13 protein-coding genes and 1 pseudogene are annotated in these 19053 nt (G+C 70.7%); 11 read left to right on the top strand and 3 right to left on the bottom strand.

Annotated elements, in window-relative coordinates; genetic code table 11:
* Nucleotides 1-103: 103 nt before the first annotated feature.
* Nucleotides 104-1096, bottom strand: a complete 993-nt coding sequence (locus MDN94_RS30050; RefSeq protein WP_482728977.1) for a phosphatase PAP2 family protein — start codon at nt 1094-1096, stop codon at nt 104-106.
* Nucleotides 1097-1532: 436 nt separating this feature from the next.
* On the opposite strand from MDN94_RS30050, the gene MDN94_RS30045 reads away from it, so the two are divergent.
* Both MDN94_RS30045 and MDN94_RS30040 read left to right on the top strand, forming a co-directional pair.
* Nucleotides 1533-3269, top strand: a complete 1737-nt coding sequence (locus MDN94_RS30045; protein WP_482728976.1) for an MFS transporter — start codon at nt 1533-1535, stop codon at nt 3267-3269.
* Between the two features lie 120 nt (nt 3270-3389).
* Nucleotides 3390-4580: an acyl-CoA dehydrogenase family protein gene (locus tag MDN94_RS30040; protein ID WP_482728975.1), complete on the top strand. Its 1191-nt coding sequence runs from the start codon at nt 3390-3392 to the stop codon at nt 4578-4580.
* Nucleotides 4581-4641: 61 nt separating this feature from the next.
* Here MDN94_RS30040 and MDN94_RS30035 read toward each other — a convergent pair whose 3' ends face one another.
* Nucleotides 4642-5073 (bottom strand): cell division protein SepF, encoded by a 432-nt coding sequence (locus MDN94_RS30035; RefSeq protein ID WP_005319308.1) that lies wholly within the window; start codon nt 5071-5073, stop codon nt 4642-4644.
* 278 nt (nt 5074-5351) lie between these two features.
* Here MDN94_RS30035 and MDN94_RS30030 point away from each other — a divergent pair, with 278 nt between their 5' ends.
* The 4 genes from MDN94_RS30030 (at nt 5352) to MDN94_RS30015 (ending at nt 9318) form a co-directional block, all read left to right on the top strand.
* A complete protein-coding gene (locus MDN94_RS30030) occupies nt 5352-6584 on the top strand; it encodes a DUF5685 family protein (RefSeq protein WP_482729121.1) in 1233 nt (410 codons plus the stop codon).
* A 184-nt stretch (nt 6585-6768) separates the two neighbouring features.
* Nucleotides 6769-7626 carry a S1 family peptidase gene (locus tag MDN94_RS30025; RefSeq protein WP_482728974.1) on the top strand — a complete coding sequence of 286 codons (858 nt, stop codon included), beginning with the start codon at nt 6769-6771 and terminating at the stop codon, nt 7624-7626.
* A gap of 175 nt (nt 7627-7801) precedes the next feature.
* On the top strand, nt 7802-8704 hold the full coding sequence (locus MDN94_RS30020) for a S1 family peptidase (protein WP_482728973.1): 903 nt from the start codon (nt 7802-7804) through the stop codon (nt 8702-8704).
* 134 nt (nt 8705-8838) lie between these two features.
* Nucleotides 8839-9318, top strand: coding sequence for a hypothetical protein (locus MDN94_RS30015; RefSeq protein WP_482728972.1), 480 nt, complete (start codon nt 8839-8841; stop codon nt 9316-9318).
* Between the two features lie 20 nt (nt 9319-9338).
* Here the strand turns inward: MDN94_RS30015 and MDN94_RS30010 are convergent, their stop codons facing one another.
* Nucleotides 9339-10247, bottom strand: a complete 909-nt coding sequence (locus tag MDN94_RS30010; RefSeq protein ID WP_482729120.1) for a DUF4231 domain-containing protein — start codon at nt 10245-10247, stop codon at nt 9339-9341.
* 249 nt (nt 10248-10496) lie between these two features.
* On the opposite strand from MDN94_RS30010, the gene fxsA reads away from it, so the two are divergent.
* From fxsA to fxsT, 5 genes and pseudogenes are all read left to right on the top strand, one after another.
* Entirely contained in the window at nt 10497-10661 is a 165-nt protein-coding gene (gene fxsA, locus MDN94_RS30005; RefSeq protein WP_441266554.1) for an FxSxx-COOH cyclophane-containing RiPP peptide, read from the top strand.
* Between the two features lie 39 nt (nt 10662-10700).
* A pseudogene (gene fxsBH, locus MDN94_RS30000) lies at nt 10701-12889 on the top strand (radical SAM/SPASM protein FxsBH, inactivated beta-hydroxylase extension form).
* On the top strand, nt 12882-13655 hold the full coding sequence (locus MDN94_RS29995; protein WP_482728971.1) for an AAC(3) family N-acetyltransferase: 774 nt from the start codon (nt 12882-12884) through the stop codon (nt 13653-13655). Before fxsBH ends, MDN94_RS29995 begins: the two are co-directional and overlap by 8 nt.
* Before the next feature lie 115 nt (nt 13656-13770).
* A complete protein-coding gene (locus MDN94_RS29990) occupies nt 13771-15105 on the top strand; it encodes a TIR-like protein FxsC (RefSeq protein ID WP_482728970.1) in 1335 nt (444 codons plus the stop codon).
* Complete coding sequence (fxsT, locus tag MDN94_RS29985; protein WP_482728969.1) at nt 15089-19030, top strand: FxSxx-COOH system tetratricopeptide repeat protein; 3942 nt, start codon at nt 15089-15091, stop codon at nt 19028-19030. Before MDN94_RS29990 ends, fxsT begins: the two co-directional genes overlap by 17 nt.
* The last annotated feature ends 23 nt before the right edge of the window (nt 19031-19053 follow it).

The following is a 19053-nucleotide window of genomic DNA, read 5'->3' as shown; positions in this document are numbered from 1 at the left end:
CGTTCCCCCCAGGCGACGGGTGAACGACGGACATGGAACACGTGTGGGCCCCGGTACTCGTCGAGTACCGGGGCCCACACATCTTCCGTGTCCGATCTGTGCGTCAACCGCCCGTCATGGGCCGCGAACGCGGTGGACGCCTGCTGCCCGACGGGGTCACCGGTGTCCGCTCCGAGCGCGCGTGCGCCCGCGACCGGTCGTGGGTCGCCGTCCTGGTGCCCGCCGCGGGCCGGCCGGGCGTGGGGCCGACCCCGGCCACCGGCTCGCGTGCGGTGCCGTCCGCCGGAGCGGCCTCGGTCCCACGCTGCGGGAACACCGCGGGCCGCGGTCCTCCCGAGGCGACGGGCAGCGAGGGGGCGGACGCCCGGCGCGTGCGCCACTGCTCGCGCAGACCGAGGATGAAGGCCTCCGCGCGCGCGATCAGCGGCTCGCACCAGGGCAGGCCGAGCAGGATCAGCAGTCCCGCCGCCCAGCCCAGCAGCACGTCGCTCAGCCAGTGCGTGCTGAGATACACGGTGGTCAGGCCGACGCCCAGGGAGACCACCGCCGAGAGCGCCGACAGATAGCGCCGAGCCCTCGGAGTGGTGGCCAGATAGGCCAGGATTCCCCAGGTCACCACCGCGTTGGCGGTGTGTCCGGAAGGAAATATATCGCCGCCGGCGAAGAGTTCGGCGGAGCCGATCTGCGTCGCGTAGTGAGGGCCGAGACGGCCGAGCCCGATCTTGACCGCGCCCACGGTGACGTTCAGCAGCAGCAGGGCCGCGCCGAGCGTGAGCAGGGGCCGCAGGGTGTGCTGGCGCCAGGAGCGCCAGCCCAGCCATGCTGCGACCATGACGGCCGTCGGGCCGCGCTGGCCGAGGGTCACGAAGTAGTCGAGAAACGCGTGCTGCTCCGGCCATTGCTCGTAGGGCCGGAAGAGCATGAGCTTCCAGTCGAGGGCCACGAGCGGCGTCGACGCCAGCACGGCGACGACGATGGCCAGATAGAACGCCGACGTCCCGCCGAAGAGGGCGAGACGCGTGCGGGTCATCCGCGGGATCTCTATCTTCGGCGGTTCCGGCTCCCGGTCCAGCCGGGCAAAGATGTCGGTACGCACGCAATCGACGTTACAGCGAGTGAGTGTGTGGTCCGGTCGATCCACTCTCTTCGTGATGCCTATGTGATGTGGAGTTTGTCTCAGGTCCAGTTTCATTTTGGGACCTCCAGGAAAAGCAGATGACCTTGTTCCCTATTTATCGGACGCTCCTCTCGGAGCGCTTCCTTCCGTAGGTCGCCATTGGTTCACCGCGACAGCGCGCGCAATTCCCGGGGCGTTCAGGGAGTGCGGGATTTCCCTCGGAGGCGACGCCGAGTGGCGTACGCCACACCGGCCCGCCGGGACCGGTGAGAGATCGACCACGCGCACCGCGCGCGAACTCGCGTACGCTGACCACTCGCTCGCCCGTCGACGCCGGGCCGCCCAGTCGGGACACCCCCGTACCACCGTCCCGGTCGGCCCGCCGAGCGCGAGGGATCACCCGGGAGGTACGTACATGTCCGTGACGCCCACGGCCGGCGCACGCCTGCGCTCCGTCGGCGGCGGCGCCAATCGCTGGGTCGTCCTCTTCGTCCTCTGCGTCAGCCTGCTGCTCGTCGCCCTCGACGCGACCGTGCTGCACGTCGCGGTGCCCGCGGTCACCGAGGACCTGCGGCCGAGCGGCGTCGAGCTGCTGTGGATCGTGGACGCCTATCCCCTTGTCTGTGCGGCGCTGCTGATCCTGTTCGGCACGCTCGGCGACCGGGTCGGCAGACGCCGGGTGCTGCTGCTCGGGTACGGCATCTTCGGCGCCGCCTCCGCTGTCGCCGCTTTCGCGCCCGACCCGCAGATCCTGATAGGCGCCCGCGCCCTGCTCGGCGTCGGCGGCGCGATGATCATGCCGGCGACGCTGTCGATCCTGCGGGCGGTCTTCCCCGACCGGCGGGAGCGGGCGACCGCGATCGGCATATGGACGGCGGTCGCCGCGGTGGGCGCCGCCACCGGACCCGTACTCGGCGGCTTCCTGGTCGAGAACTTCTGGTGGGGCTCCGTCTTCCTGATCAACATCCCGCTGATGGCCCTGATCCTCCCCGTCGGCCGCTGGCTGCTGCCCGAGTCCAGGGGTGGGGCGGGCGGCCCGTGGGACGTGCTCGGCGCGCTGATGGCCGCGGCCGGAGTGCTCGGCGTCGTCCTCGGGGTGAAGCGGCTGGGGGTGGGCGCCGGTCCGCTGGACCTGGGTGCCATGGTTCCGCTGCTCCTCGGCGCGGCACTGCTGGTGCTCTTCGTGGGACGGCAGAAACGCCGCCGGCATCCGCTCGTCGACATGCGGATGTTCGCCAGGGCCGCCTTTTCCACCTCCGTCGGCTGCATCGTCCTCGCCATGCTGGCGCTGGTGGGTCTGGAACTGATAGCCGTCCAGTACCTCCAGCTGATCCTCGGGCTCGGCCCGCTGGAGACCGGGCTGCGGTTGCTGCCGCTGACCTTCGCCGCCATGGCCGCGGGCGCCACCGGCTCCCACACCCTGAACCGTCTCGGCCCCCGCCGTATGGTCGGCTGGGGATTCGCCCTGACCGCCGCCGCGGTGCTGCTGCTGACCGTGATGGGCCAGCACGACCGCCCTTGGCTTCTGACCGGCGCGTTCGTCCTGCTCGGCTTCGGGCTCCAGACGACGCTGTTCGGCGCGTACGAATCGATGCTCAGTGAGGCACCGGCCGACCAGGCGGGCGGCGCGGCCGCGATAGGCGAGACCTCGTACCAGCTCGGCGCCGGCATGGGCATCGCCCTGCTCGGCAGCGTGATGAACGCCGCGTACGCTCCCGCGGTCGCCTCGCTGTCCGGCGTCCCGGCGTCCGCGAGCTCGGCGGCGGCGCATTCGCTCGGCGAGGCCTATCAGGTGGCCGACCGCCTCGGCGGCCCGGCGGGGGAACTGCTGCGATCCACCGCCCGTCACTCCTTCGTGCAAGGCCTGCACATCACGCTGGTGGTCAGCGCGGGACTGCTGCTCCTCGGCGCGGTCGCCGCGCTGCGGCTGCCGCGGATCATGGAGTGCGGTACCTCGGAGAAGTGCCCGCAGCCGGCGCAGGCCGAGCCGGTGTCGCTTCCCGCGACGCGTGAGTCGGGCGCCTCCGCTGCCCGGAGCGCCGGCGCGGTGGTTCCGCGCGCCGGGGCCGGGGTGCCCGCGGGCCGCAGGCCGCAGGTTTCCAAACGGCCCGCCCCCGCCGAGGCGGCTGGGTCTGGACGCACGGCACACTGACCCGTAACGTCTGGCAAGGCCGCTGACTAGCACTGCTAGTTTTCGGCCGCGCCACCATTCCTCCCCGCACGGCCCACGCCGGGGGAGACGTCCAGTGCCAGAGCCGCCGGAGGTCAGGTCATGTCCGCAACGTCGAAGCTTCCGCCCTTCGATCCCGGTGACCCGCTCGGCATCGACGACCTCCTTCACGACGAGGACCTCGCGATCCGCGACACCGTCCGCGCCTGGGCCACCGACCGCGTCATGCCCCACATCGCCGACTGGTACGAGCGCGGCGAACTCCCCGGCATCCGTGACCTCGCCAAGGAACTCGGCTCCATCGGCGCACTCGGCATGTCGCTCGAGGGCTACGGCTGCGCGGGCGCCACCGCCGTCCAGTACGGACTGGCCTGCCTCGAACTCGAAGCCGCGGACTCCGGCATCCGCTCCCTCGTCTCCGTGCAGGGCTCGCTCGCCATGTACGCGATCCACCGTTTCGGATCCGAGGAGCAGAAGCAGCGCTGGCTGCCCGGGATGGCCGCGGGCGAGATCATCGGCTGCTTCGGTCTGACCGAGCCCGACCACGGCTCCGACCCGGCCGCCATGCGCACCCGCGCCGCGCGCGACGGCTCCGACTGGGTCCTCACCGGCCGCAAGATGTGGATCACCAACGGCTCCGTGGCCGGTGTGGCCGTCGTCTGGGCGCAGACCGGCGACGGCATCCGCGGCTTCGTCGTGCCCACCGACAGCCCGGGCTTCTCTGCGCCGGAGATCAAGCACAAGTGGTCCCTGCGCGCCAGCGTGACGAGCGAGCTCGTGATGGACGAGGTCCGGCTGCCCGCCGACGCGGTCCTCCCGGACGTCACCGGGCTGCGCGGACCGCTCAGCTGCCTGAGCCACGCGCGCTACGGAATCGTGTGGGGCTCGATGGGTGCCGCGCGCTCCAGCTTCGAGGCGGCGGTGTCGTACGCGCGGACACGGGAGCAGTTCGGCCGGCCGATCGGCGGGTTCCAGCTCACTCAGGCCAAGCTCGCGGACATGGCCGTCGAACTGCACAAGGGGATCCTGCTCGCCCACCACCTCGGTGTGCGGATGGACGCGGGAAAGCTCCGGCCGGAGCAGGTCAGTTTCGGAAAGCTCAACAACGTGCGCGAGGCGATCGAGATCTGCCGCACCTCCCGCACCATCCTGGGCGCGAACGGGATCTCGCTCGAGTACCCCGTGATGCGGCACGCGACCAACCTCGAGTCGGTGCTGACCTACGAGGGCACCGTCGAGATGCACCAGCTCGTGCTGGGCAAGGCGCTCACCGGTCTCGACGCCTTCCGATAGGCCGGCGCGGCCCGGCGGGACCGGCGAGCTCCCCCGGCCGTCCGCCGGGAGGTGCCCCCACTCAGCTCTGGTTGAAGAAGCCGTCCTGCGAACGGCCCGCAGGGTCGCCGCTGACGATCTCGGTGTCGGCGGGGGTCAGCAGGAAGACCCGCGTCGCGACCCGCTCGATGGAGCCCCGCAGTCCGAAGGCGAGACCCGCGGCGAAGTCCACGACCCGCTTGGCGTCGCCGGGCTCCATCGACGTCAGGTTCACGATGACGGGAACACCGGACCGGAACAGCTCGCCGATCCCACGGGCGTCACGGAAGCCGTCCGGGGAGACGGTGGCGATCCGGCGGCCCTCCTGCTGCGCGGACTCGGAGGCGACACGCACCCGCGGGTCGGTGACCCATGCGTCACCCGTCTCAGCACCCTCGGCGTACTCGTCGTCGTAGTAACGCCCGTCGTCCTCGACGAGTCCCAGCCAGGCGCTCGCCTTACGCACCGATCCCATGGACGCCTCCTTTCATCGCGGTCACTTGTCGTTCCGCATATCCCCTATCGTCGTCCATGATGCGGATCGGGCGCCAAGTGGATAGTCGCCGCGCAGGGGATTCGTGACGGTACTGGTGCAGAAGTTGTGGCGATTCGTCAAGGTCCGGGCGCTGTAGGGGGCATGACGGGATGAAAATATAAAAGTCGGGCCGGACGGGTGACCTTGGGGACGTACGGGTGAACGGCCGGGTCGATACGATGCCCACCGCACATCTCAGCGACTCGCGGGGGGCCGTCGTGTTCGGAATCGTCAGACCATGCTCGCACCGGCTCACGGACGGTCTGAAGGCCGAGTGGATGGCCCATCTGTGCGGGCTGTGTCTGGCACTTCGCGCGGACCACGGACAGTTCGCCCGTGTCGTGACGAACTACGACGGCCTGATCGTCTCGGTCCTGACGGAGGCTCAGGCCGAGCGCACGCCGGCGCAACGCCGTACGGCCGGGCCCTGCCCGCTGCGCGGCATGCGCACCGCTCCCGTCGCGCGCGGCGAGGGCGCGCGCCTGGCCGCCGCCGTCTCGCTGGTCCTCGCCTCCGCGAAGATCCGCGACCACGTCGCCGACGGGGACGGCGTGTTGGCCCACAAGCCCGTGGCCGCCGCGGCCCGCCGGATCGCCGGCGGCTGGGACAGGGCGGGCGCACGCTCGGGCACCGCGCTCGGCTTCGACACGGCGGTGCTGCTGGAGGCCGTCGACCGGCAGGCGGGGCTCGAGACGCTGGCCGGGCCCGGCACGCCGGTCCTCACGGTCACGGAGCCGACAGAGACCGCGACGGCGGCCGCCTTCGCGCACACCGCCGTGCTCGCCGGCCTCCCCGAGAACGCGGCACCGCTCGCCGAGGCCGGGCGGCTCTTCGGCCGGCTGGCGCATCTGCTGGATGCCGTGGAGGACAGGCAAGCTGACGTAGTGTCGGGTGCGTGGAACCCGCTCACGGCCACAGGCACCTCGCTCACCGAGGCGCGCCGGCTCGCCGACGACGCGCTCCACGGGATCCGGCTGGCGCTGCGGGACGCGCACTTCGTCGACGACAAGCTGGTGCATGTCCTCCTCGTGCACGAACTTCGCACCTCCGTCGACCGGGCATTCGGCACCGCCACCTGCGCGCATCAGGGGTACGGGGCCCAGCCGCCCTCGCACGGGAGCCCTCGGAATCCGTACGAGGGTGGCACCGCGGGCCCGTACGGCTCGAATCCGTACGGCTCGAATCCGTACGGCTCGAATCCGTACGGCGGTGGCCCCTACGGCGGCGGGGCGGGGGCGCCCGGCGGCCCCGGCGGGATGCCGCCCGGTCCAGGAGGGCACCAGGGGCGCCCGCCGCGCCGGGGGTTCTGGGCCGGTTGCGCCGTTTTCATCGGTCTGTGCTGCACCTGCCGGCTGTGCTGCGCCAAGGAGTACGAAGGCCCCTGGTCCCGCAAGAAGCGCGAGGGCTGCTGCCGCGACTGCGACTGCCCGGACTGCGGCTGCGACTGCTGACACACCGTCACCCACCTGTCGGTGCCCGCGGGGCGGCGGAAGTGATCCGTCCGTCCCGCGGTCTTGTGTGTCCGGTCCCCGGGAGCCACTATCTCTGGCAGTGCATGTCAGGAACACGCCATCCTGGCCGGCGCCTCACGGGCCCGCCACCGCGGGCTCTTCCCCTCTTCCCAGGAGGAGCACAGTGAGGATCAACCGCACCAGAGCACTGCTCGCCGCGAGCGCGGCCCTGGCGGTCACCGCCGCCGTCGCGCCGTCCACCGCCCAGGCCACCCCCACGCACGGCCCTGCCCCGGCGGCCCAACTTGCCCGTGCCGACGCCGCAGTCCTCGCGGCCGGTGTGGAGGGGACCGCATGGTACGTCGACCGGACTCTCGGCCGTGTCGTCGTCACCGCGGACTCCACCGTCTCCGACACCGAGATCGCCTCGATCCGCTCGGCCGCCGCCGCGGACGCCGGCGCGATCACGGTCAAGCGCACGCCCGGAGTGTTCAAGCCGCTCCTCGGCGCGGGCGACGCCATCTACGGAAGCGGATACCGCTGCTCGCTGGGCTTCAACGTGCGCAGCGGCAGCACGTACTACTTCCTCACCGCCGGCCACTGCGGCGACGAGGTGCCGACCTGGTACGCCAACTCCGCGCAGTCCACGCTCATCGGGCCGACCGTCGGGTCCAGCTTCCCGGGCAACGACTACGCCCTCGTCCGCTACGACAACACCTCGCTCAGCCACACCGGCGGCTTCACCGCCGCCGAAGCCTACGTCGGCGAGTCCGTCAGGCGCTCCGGCTCCACCACCGGTACCCGCAGCGGCACCGTGACCGCCCTGGGCGTCACCGTCCACTACTCCGGCGGTGGCACGGTCCGCGGCATGATCCAGACGAACGTCTGCGCCGAACCCGGCGACTCCGGCGGCGCGCTCTACGACGGGACCAAGGCCCTCGGCCTCACCTCCGGCGGCAGCGGCAACTGCACCACCGGCGGCACGACGTTCTACCAGCCCGTGACAGAGGCCCTCGCCAAGTACCGGGTCAGCCTCTACTGACCTCCCCGTGCTCCCGCCGCCCTGCGCGGCGGGGAAGCCGTACGGCCCGAAAGCACCCTTGCGGGCATGTGGCCGTATGGCTTGAAACTCCCCCACAGCGCCGGCCTCAGGGCCGCGCCTCACGGGCCCGGCACCCCCACTGCGGGCCCCTGATTCCCCTCTGGAGGAATGACAAGTGAGGACCAAGCGCACCACCCCCCGCACCCCCACCACCGCCAGACGCACCCGGCTGCTCGCCGTCGCCACCGGCCTGACAGCCGCCGCGGCCCTGGCCGTCCCCACCGCCAACGCCGAAGAGACACGGACCTACAGCGCGCACCAGCTCACCGCGGCGGGCGACGCCGTGCTCCAGGCGGACGTCCCCGGTACCGCCTGGCACGTCGACGAGGCCACCGGCACGCTCGTCGTCACGGCCGACAGCACCGTCTCCCGGGCCGAGATAGCGAAGATCAAGCGCGAGGCCGGAACCAATGCCGGCGCACTGCGCGTCGAACGCACCCCCGGCACCTTCTCCAAGCTGATCTCCGGCGGCGACGCGGTCTACGCGTCCGGCTGGCGCTGCTCGCTGGGCTTCAACGTCCGAAGCGGCACCACCTACTACTTCCTCACCGCCGGTCACTGCACCGACGGAGCGGGCACCTGGTACACCAACTCCTCGCGGACCACGAGCATCGGTCCCACGACCGGCTCGAGCTTCCCGGGCAACGACTACGGCATCGTCCGCTACTCCAACACGTCGCTGTCCCACCCCGGCACCGTCGGCGGCACGGACATCACCGGCGCGGCCAACGCCACCGTCGGTATGTCGGTCACCCGCCGCGGGTCCACCACGGGCACCCACAGCGGCACCGTGACGGGCCTCAACGCCACGGTCAACTACGGCGGCGGCGACATCGTCTACGGGATGATCCGCACGAACGTCTGCGCGGAGCCGGGCGACAGCGGCGGCCCGCTCTACTCCGGCAGCCGGGCGATCGGCCTGACCTCCGGCGGCAGCGGCAACTGCAGCACCGGCGGTACGACGTTCTTCCAGCCGGTCACCGAGGCACTGAGCCGCTACGGGGTCAGCGTCTACTGACGCGTCGTGCCCGGCACGGCAGCCTGAGACCGTCGAGCCCTCGTCCGTATGACAGGACGAGGGCTCGACGTATGGTCCTGGTTTGAGAGGATGTCAGGACGGCGGGGGAGCGCAGTGACGGGGGTTGCGACGCAGTGAAACGCATCGGAGTGACGGGCCACCGAGGCATCCCGGCCGAGGCCCGTGCCCATATCCGCGCCGGGATGCGCGCCGTGCTGTGCGGTCATCAGGGCTCGATGGAGGCCCTGTCGAGTCTCGCGGTGGGTGCCGACCAGCTCTTCGCGGACATCGCCCTGGACTGCGGCGCGGAACTGACCGCCGTCATCCCCAGCGGCGACTACGAACAGGGCTTCACGGTCCCGGAGGAACTGGCCCACTACCGCCGGCTCAAGGCCCTGGCCACCCGGGAGGTCAGGCTGGCCTTCCCGTACTCGACCGACGAGGCCTACTACGCGGCCGGCGCCTACATCGCCGACCACTGCGACCGGCTTCTCGCGGTCTGGGACGGGCTGCCCGCCCGGGGGCACGGCGGGACCGGCGACATCGTGCGGTACGCCAGGGACCTCGGCAAACCCGTGACCGTGATCTGGCGCGAGGGCCTCGAGAGGGACTGACACGCGCCTCCGGCCGAGGCTCAACTACGGTGTCTGACCAGCCAGTCGGTGTGCTGCGGGGAGACGATGCGCTCGGTCTCGTAGACGGCCGAGGGCCACTGGGCGTCGGTCACCGTCGTCTCCATGGCCGTGTGCATGGCCGCCAGGTCCTCCTCCACGAGCGAGTGGGCGGCGATCAACGGCTGGTGGCGGCGGATCTCCCCCCAGGCCAGACACGCAGCGGCGGCAGTGGACAGCACGCCCTGGGCGTGGAAGGAGTCCGCCACGGAGAAGGTGCGCAGCGTCGCGAAGAACAGTGCGAAGAGGGTGAGCAGGGCGATCGACGCGGACCAGAGCGCGGTCGCGCGACGGGACATCTCCGTACGCCGGTGGTACCAGTTGCGTTGCTCGATCAACCGGTCCCTGACATAGGTCTCCTTGCGGACGCTGAAGGGCTTGGCCCGCAGGCGGCGCATCGGGGTGGTGATCAGGTCGCCCGCCGCGGACTCCCCGTCCCCCGTGCGCGGATCCTCCCAGCCGACCTTGGCCAACTCCCTTAACCCTTCCTCCAGACGGGTGGAGAACAGGTCATCGGCACCACGGTCAACGACATGCGAGTCGAAGGGAGCGCCGTGCACCGCGTACCGCCAGCACATCGACTTGATGAACTCCGCTGCGGAGCGGTTCAGTTGCCAGTGCGACTTTGCTCGACGCCGGGAGGAGCGGTACCCCAGCACGAGTACCCCGGCGTACGCCAACGCGCTCAAGAAGGCGGCGACTTGGAAGGACTCGCCGACCTTCAGCGAGGCGGGGAGCGAGGCCAGAGCGGCGCCTGCCACCAGCAGGAGCAGCTGGGACCGGGTGGCCGTGACGGCCTCCCGCTGGCGGGCGACGGCGATGGCGTCCGTGCGGTGGTAGAGAACCGGTAGATCGCCGTTGCGGAAGACCATGCTGTGCAAAGGGCTGGAAAGCTCGCTCATACACACCCCCGTCTGCGGTTTTGTGTTCACTCATTAGGCGGAATCGCGTGTTCCTTGCGGCCCTGCGAGAATGTGGTGCAACTCTTTTGTTGCTTATCCCCGTGCTGAGTTGCTGAGAGTGGCCATGAGAGTAAAGTCGTGCCGCCGGCATCGCAACGGTGCGTGGTATCCCCGCAGACACAGCTTTGAGCTGGACACAACATCAAGGACGGCCCCCCGATGACCCTTCACTCCTCCGCATCCTTCGCCGCTGCGAAGAAGAATCGTGTTCCGCTGGCGCAGATCGACGTCCGTGGTGCCGATGCCGCTCAGAAGCTCGCCCGCGTCCTTCCCGCTTCCGAAGCGCGCGGTTTGCGCGTCACCACCTTCAACTCGTCGCTCTGAGGGCTCCGCAGGGCATCGGACCGGCCCTAGACTGGTGGAATGACAGGACCCACACTGGTCCCCTTCCAGCAGATCGTTGTGAAGGTCCACAGCAGGTGCGATCTTGCCTGCGATCATTGCTACATCTATGAACACGCTGATCAGAGCTGGCGTACCCGCCCGAAGGCAATCTCTGACGAAGCGATTCCTGGACAGCTCTGCGACTGGCCGAGCATGCCAAGAGTCATGCCCTGCCCTCCGTGTCAGTGATCCTGCACGGAGGGGAGCCTCTGCTGGCAGGCCCTGAGCGTCTGCGCCGCGTCTGCGAGGAGTTCACCGCAGCCCTTGATCCGGTCGCCGCGCTCGATTTACGGATCCACACCAATGGCATTCAGCTGAGCAGCCGTTTTCTCGACCTGTTCGACGAATTCGACGTCCGGGTCGGCATCTCCCTCGACGGGGACCGCAGCGCCAACGACCGTCACCGCCGCTACGCGGACGGCCGCACCAGCCACCCGCTCGTCCTGCGGGCCGTGGACCTCCTCCGCCAGGAGCGCTACCGCCACCTCTACCTCGGCCTGCTGTGCACCATCGACGTCGCCAACGACCCGGTCGCCGTGTACGACGCCCTGGCCGAACTCGAACCTCCCCGCATCGACTTCCTGCTGCCCCACGCCACCTGGGACGACCCGCCGGCCAGACCGGACGGCTCGCCCACCGCCTACGCCGAGTGGATCCTCGAGGTCTTCGACCGCTGGGACGCCCGGGGCCGACCCGTGCCGGTGCGGCTCTTCGACTCGGTGTTCTCCACCCTGGCAGGCGGCCCCAGCCTCACCGAATCCCTGGGCCTCGCCCCGTCCGACCTCGTCGTCGTCGAGACCGACGGCACCCTGGAGCAGGTCGACTCCCTGAAGAGCGCCTACGAGGGCGCGGCCGCCACCGGGTTCGACGTCTTCCGGCACCGCTTCGACGAGGTGGCCCTGCACCCGGGCGTCCAGGCACGCCAACTCGGCCTCGCGGGCGTGAGCGGGACGTGCCGTCAGTGCCCGGTCGTCCGCTCCTGCGGCGGCGGCCTCTACACACACCGCTACGCCACGGGCTCCGGCTTCGACAACACCTCCGTGTACTGCAACGACCTCAAGGCGCTCGTCCGCGGCATCGAGGAGCGCACTGCGCAGTCCACCGCGTCCCCGGCCGTGAGCGACCCGGAGGCGCTGCTCATCCTCCAGCAGGACCTGACCCGCTACACCCTCGCCCGGCTCAACGAGGAGCTCGGCGGCCGCGGCGGAGAGCGGTGGTCGGCCGCCTGGGAACTCGCGTCGGCCATCGAGGAGACATCGCTCGGCCTCGACGAGATCTACGCCCACCCCTACACCCGCACCTGGCTTCACACCTGCCTCGACGCCCTGCGCGAGCAACGCCCCGACGCGGTCGGACTCGCCCTGCGCCTGGAGTCCTACGTGGCCGCGGCCGCCGTACGGAGCCGGCTCGGCGTCCCCGTACGGGTGGGCTGCCCCACCGGCACGCTCGTCCTGCCGACCCTCGGCGAGCTCCGGCTGACCGCCGACGGCGGCCCGTGCGAGGCCGAGGTCGTCGGCGGGCCCGACGAAGTGCTCGTGAGCGTGCCGGGACGCGAGGCGCTACGCGTGCGTCCCGGCGAGGCCGCGCCCGGCTGGCGGTCCCCGCGGCGTCCCGGACTCGAGGGCTGGCCCGGGCTCGTGCTGGAGGACGTCGACCCCTTCCGGGACTGCTACGACGAGCCGGTGAGCGCCGTGGCCGACACGGCTGCGCTCTCCCGGGCGTGGGCCCTGCTGCGGGACGTGGCGCCGGGGCAGGCGGCCGAGATCGCGGCCTCCCTCACTACCCTGACACCCCTGCGGAGCGGAGGTCCTTCGGTCGGACGGCACGCCTACGGCGCCCTGGGCCTCAGCCTGGAGGGAAGCCCCGTGGAACTGGCGGCCGCGCTGCTGCGGGGCTTCTCCCGGGCCAAACTGCGCGCGATCGGGGAAGTGGCCGACCTCCTGGCCGAGGACGGCGCCTGGCTTCACCCGGCGCCCTGGCAGGACGAGCCGCTGCCCGCCTCGCGGTTGCTGGCCGGAGCGTACGAACGCGTCCTGCTCGCGCCCCTCGAACCGTCAGCCGCCGCCCACGCCGTCCTCGCCCTCAAGGCTCTGCGCGACGCACCGGAACCGACCGTCAGCGGCAAGCGGCTCATCGCCGCTCTGCAGAAGGAGGCAGCCCATGGCTGATCCGCCAGGCGACCGCGAACCGTTACGGGCCCTGCGCGCCCTGGGAGTGCGCAGCGGCATGACGCTCCTCGTCCATGCCTCCCTGCACGCCACCGGGCTCGGCGCCCGCCGGCTGCGGGAGGCGCTCCTCAAGGCCCTCGGCCCCGAGGGGACCCTGGTCGTACCGACCTTCACGGAGGAGAACTCGGACACCTCGACCGCGTACCTGGCCCGGGTGCGCGGCATGACACCCGAGCAGGCGGCGGCCTTCCGGGCGGACATGCCGGCCTTCGACCCGGCCACCACGCCCGCTCAGGGGATGGGCCGGCTGGCCGAATCCGTACGGACCGCCCCGGGGGCGCTGCGCAGCGCCCATCCGCAGACATCGTTCGCGGCGCTCGGCCGGCGTGCGGCGGAACTCGTCGCCGAGCATCCGCTGGACTGCCATCTCGGAGAGCGCTCACCGCTCGGCGCGCTCGACCGCGCCGGAGCGCACGTATTGATGATCAACGTTGGATTCGCCAAATGCACCGCGTTCCATCTCGCCGAATACCGCGTCGAATCTCCGCTGCGCACCTACCGTTGTGTGGTGCGGCGGCCGGACGGCGGCTCCGAATGGACCGAATACACCGATGTCGTGCTGGACGACAGCGATTTCGAGGCGATCGGTGCCGCCTTCTCATGGGGAGTGGAACGAAGCGGACAACTCGGCGGAAGAATCGCAAGGCTGTTCGCGATCAGGGACGCGGTCGACCACGCGAGGGGTTGGATGACCGAAAAGCGGTGATGATTGACCGAACGGCGGGGGGATGGAGCGTGACTCGCTCCGGAATGATTACTTCGCTCGCGTCCTTCACCGAAGGCGGGTGTCGGTCCGGGCGTTCACGCAGGACGGGGGTCGTGTGTCGAATTCAGCGCAGCGGGCGGCGGACCATCGGCCGTACTTCTTCTTGAGCTACGCGCACACACCGCGGTACGGGGCGGGAGGTCCTGACCCCGACATGTGGGTCGAGCGGTTGTTCCGCGACCTGTGCGGCCATGTGATGGCCATGACCGATCTGCCGGCCGGCGCACCTGCCGGCTTCATGGACCGGGAGATACGTTCGGGGGAGGGCTGGTCGGAGCGGCTGGGTGAAGTGCTGGCCAGCTGCCGGGTGTTCGTCCCGCTCTTCTCCCCCCGCTACTTCGCCAGCGAGATGTGCGGCAAGGAGTGGTACGCCTTCGCCCAGCGGGCCATCTACCACCACGCCAAGAGCAACCGCCCCGCGGAGGCGATCGTCCCGGCGTTATGGGTGCCGATGCCGCCCGAACAACTCCCGGGCCCCGCGGAGCGGCTGCAGTTCAACCACCGCGCCTTCGGCGACAGGTACGTGACCGACGGCCTCTATGGGCTGATCAAGCTCCGGATCTTCGCGGAGGAGTACGAGGCAGCCGTCTACGAGCTGGCGAAACGGATCGTCAGCGTCGCCGACACCATACGGCTCGCCCCCGGCAGCCCCGTCGAGTTCCGCCAGGCGCCCAGCGCCTTCGGCAGACCCAGCGTCGGCCCGCGGCCCATGCACGTCACCGTCGCGGCGCCCACGAGCCACGATCTGCCGCCCGGCCGGTCGGCCGACTACTACGGCAAGCAGTCACAGGACTGGAACCCGTACCACCCGGACTCCGCCCGCCCGTTGGCCTATGTCGCGCAGGACCTGGTGCGCTCCCTCAACTACCAGCCGACCGTCTCCTCTTTCGACCACGAGCCGCTGCCGACCGCAGGCCAGCCGCCGACCCGCCCCGAGATCCTGCTCATCGACCGCTGGGCCCTCGAGAACGAGGAACGGCGCCGCAAACTTGCCGCGTTCGACGCTCATCCGCACCCGTGGGTGAGCGTCGTCGTCCCCTGGAACCGCGACGACCCGGACAGCCGCGACGCGGAGGCCGATCTGATCGAGAAACTGGAGCGCACCATGCCGCACCAGATGAGCCACGGCCGGGCGGCCTGCCAGGCGGCGGCCAAGGGCGTCTACAGCATGGAGGCCTTCGGGCACCTGCTGCCACAGGTCGCGGAGGCGGCCGCCCAGGAGTACCTGCGCCACGCCGAGGCCTTCCCACCGGCCCCGCCGGGCGGCGGCAGCCACAGCGAACGGCCCCGGCTGCGCGGTCCGATGGCGGAGTACAGCACCACCCACTACGTCCCGAACGTGCGTGACATCGCCCCTGATGCGGAGGACACGGATGACAGCCAGTCGTGACGGGCGCATCGTCACCTTCTACTCGTACAAGGGAGGTACGGGACGCACGATGGCCATGGCCAACGTGGCCTGGATCCTCGCCGCGAACGGTAAGCGGGTGCTGGCCGTCGACTGGGACCTGGAAGCACCCGGCCTGCACCGCTTCTTCCACCCGTTCCTGGACCCCTCCACGCTGGGCGCCACCACCGGTGTCATCGACCTGATCACCGAGTACGCCTGGGCCGCGACCAATCCCGAGCCGCGCCGCGTCGATTGGCACCTGGACTACGCGCGCATACAGCCGCACGCCGTCTCCCTCACCCCCGAGAGCCTCGGCTGGGAGTTCCCCGAGGGCGGCACGCTCGACTTCGTCTCCGCGGGCAAGCAGAACCGCGAGTACTCCGCGACCGTGTCCACCTTCGACTGGGACAACTTCTACGACCGGCTCGGCGGCGGGCACTTCTTCGACGCGCTGCGCGACGACATGAAGGCCAACTACGACTACGTCCTCATCGACAGCCGCACCGGCCTCAGCGACATCGCCGACATCTGCACCGTCCACCTGCCCGACGTCCTGGTCGACTGCTTCACACTCAGCGACCAGTCCATCGACGGCGCCGCCGCGGTCGCCCGGCAGATCGACGAGCGGTACGGCGGCCGGGGTATCCGGATCTTCCCTGTCCCCATGCGCATCGACGAGGGGGAGAAGGAGAAGGCGGACGCCGGACGGGCCCTCGCGCGCCTCAAGTTCGACCGCTTCCCCACGGGCCTGACCGGCGAGGAGGCCACCGCCTACTGGGGCGCGGTGGAGATCCCCTACCGGCCCTACTACGCCTACGAGGAGACGCTCGCGACCTTCGGCGACGAGGCCGGGCTCACCAGCTCCCTGCTCTCCGCCTTCGAACGCCTCACCGCCGTCGTCACCGACCACCAGGTCACCGCGATGCCGCCGGTCAACGAGGACGTCCGGCTGCGCATCAGGGACGCCTTCACCCGCCGGCGCCCCGCACTGCCCGCCGACCTGTTCCTCAGCTACGTCGCCGAGAACCGCATGTGGGCCGACTGGGTCGAGTACGTGCTCAGCAGAGCCGGCTTCCGGGTCGTGCCGCGTGACGTGTCCGCGGAGCACGATCCCGTGGAGGTCGACGCGGCCGCCGCGGAGAACGCCGCGCGTACCGTCGTGCTGCTGTCCAGCGCCTACCTCAAGTCGGCCCGGGCCGTGGAGGTCTTCCAGCGCGCGGCGGCGGAGGACCCGAGCGGCGGGCGGCGCCACCTGCTGCCGATACGGGTCGGCGACGTCCGCCTCACCACCCCCTACATCGACCGCAACCCGGTCGACCTGTTCCGGCTCGACGAGGTGCACGCCACCGGCGCCCTGCTGCGGGCGCTCGACCGTCCGGTGCAGCTTCCCGAGCCGTCGTCGCCCGGACCGCGGTTCCCCGGAACGGTGCCCAAGATCTGGAACGCGCCGCCCCGCAACCCCGGTTTCACCGGCCGCTCCGTCGTACTGGAGCGGATGCGCGACCAGCTCGGCGGCGGCATGGCCGTGGCCGCGGTCCTTCCGCAGCCCCAGACGCTCTACGGACTCGGCGGCGTCGGCAAGACGCAGGTGGCCCTCGAGTATGTCCACCGGTTCATGGCCGACTACGACCTGGTGTGGTGGATCTCCTCGGAGCAGCCCGACGACGTCGTCGCCGGACTCGCCGAGCTCGCCGTCCGGCTCGGCGCGCAGGGCGGCGAGGACATGGCCGCCGCCTCGCAGGAGGCGATCGACCTGCTGCGGCGCGGAGTGCCGTCGTCACGGTGGCTGCTGGTCTTCGACAACGCCGACGACCCCGAGCAGCTCAAGCGCTTCTTCCCAGCGGGCGGCCCCGGCCACGTCCTGGTCACCTCCAGGAACCAGACCTGGTCGCAGTACGGCGACGCACTGCCCGTCGACGTCTTCCTGCGCGAGGAGTCCATCGAGCACATACAGCGGCGCGCCAGGGGCCTGAGCGCCGAGGACGCCGACCAGGTCGCCACGGCCGTGGGCGACCTGCCCCTCGCCGTCGAGCAGGCGGCGGCCTGGATAGCGGAGACGGCAACACCGGTCGCCTCCTACCTGGAGCAACTGCGTGAGCAGGCCGCCAGCGTGCTGGCGCTCAACCAGCCCGCCGGCTACCCGGAGCCGGTCGCGGCGACCTGGAACGTGTCCATCGAGCGGCTGAAGGAGCGCTCTCCCGCGGCCGTCCGGCTGCTTCAGCTGTGCGCCTTCTTCGCACCCGAGCCGATCTCCGCGAACCTGCTCTACAGCAAGGAGATGATCGACGCGCTCAAGCCGTACGACGCCTCCCTCCAGGAGAAGCTGGTGCTGGGCCGGGTCATCCGGGAGATCGGGCGGTTCGCCCTCGCCAAGGTCGACCAGGTCTCCAACTCGATCCAGGTGCACCGCCTGGTGCAGGCCGTCATCAGGGCGCAGCTGAGCGAGGAGGAGCAGATGGACGCGCGCCACGCCGTCCACCGCATCCTCGCCGGGGCCAGGCCCGACGACGACGAGCCGATAGACAACCCCGAGACCTGGCCGCGGTTCAACACCATCTGGCCTCACCTGGGTCCGTCGGAGGCCAGGTACTGCAAGGAGCCGGAGACCCGCAGGCTGCTGATCGACCGGGTGCGCTACCTGTGGAAGCGCGGCGACTGGAAGACCGCCTACACCCTCGCCAGCGATCTGCGCGAGGCGTGGAAGGAAATGCTCGGCAACGACGACCTCCAGTACCTGTACCTGCGCTTCCACCTTTCCAACATCCTGCGCTCCCAGGGCCGTTACGTGGAGGCGAAGGAGCTCGACGAGGTGACCCTGGAGCGGCAGCGCGCGGTCCTCGGCGCCTCCCATCCGCACACGTACATGACCACCAGCGGTCTGGCGATGGACCTCGGCACGCTCGGCGAGTACGGCAGGGCGATGGAACTGGCGACCGAGGCGCACGAAGGGTTCAGCCAGATCTTCCACGAGTCCCACCCGCGCACGCTCGCCGCCGCCAACAACCTCGCGCTGAACCTGCGGATGGTCGGGCAGTACGCGCGGGCCCGCGAGATCGACCAGGAAGTCTTCGACCGGCGCACGGAGGTGCTCGGCCCGGAGCACCCGTACACGCTCTCCTCGGCGATGAACCTCGCCCGCGACCTCAGGGAGGTCGGACGGTACGACGACTCCGTGTCCGTGCTCAGCCGCACCTACGAGGTCTACAAGGAGCAGCTCGGCCGGGCGTTCCCCGGCACCTTGGCCGCGGGCAAGAGCCTCGCGGTGTCGCTGCGCAGGGCCGGCCGGCTGGAGGACGCGCGACGCCTGACGACCGCGACCCGCAACCGCTACCGCGCCAAGTACACCTCCGCCAACCCCGACTCGCTGGCCTGCGACCTCAACCTGGCGGCGGACCTGTTCGCCGCAGGCGAGCCCGTAGCGGCAAGGGACCTGGCCCAGGAGGTCGTCGACCAGTACCGGCAGGTCCCCGGCGAGCGGCACCCGTACACCCTGGCGGCGATCAACAACCTCGGGATCTACGAGTGGGGCTGCGGAACGCCGGAGACGGCCGAGCGGTTGCTGCGGGACGTGGTCGAGGTGATGCGCGAGGTCCTGGGAGAGGACCATCCGCACGCCCTCTACAGCACGATCAACCTCGCCAACGCCCTTGCGGACCTGGGCCTTTGCGACGAGGCGCTGGCGATCGAGCGGCGGACCGTGGGCCGGCTGCGCGAGGTCCTGGGAGCGCACCACCCGGAGGTGCTCGGCATCGCCTCCAACATGTCCGTCACGCTCGGGCTGCTGGGGCGCAAGGACGAGGCGGCCCAGCTGCGTGTGGAGACGGTCGAGGAACTCCAGCGGCTGCTGGGTGAGGAGCACGCGCTCACCCGCATCGCCAAGGACGAACGCCGCGTCTACCGCGACCTCGAGCCGCTGGCGGTGTGACGGCGGTGTGACGGCGGTGTGAG

Source organism: Streptomyces sp. WAC00040 (assembly GCF_056835925.1).
This window is presented reverse-complemented; position numbering and strand designations above follow the sequence as displayed.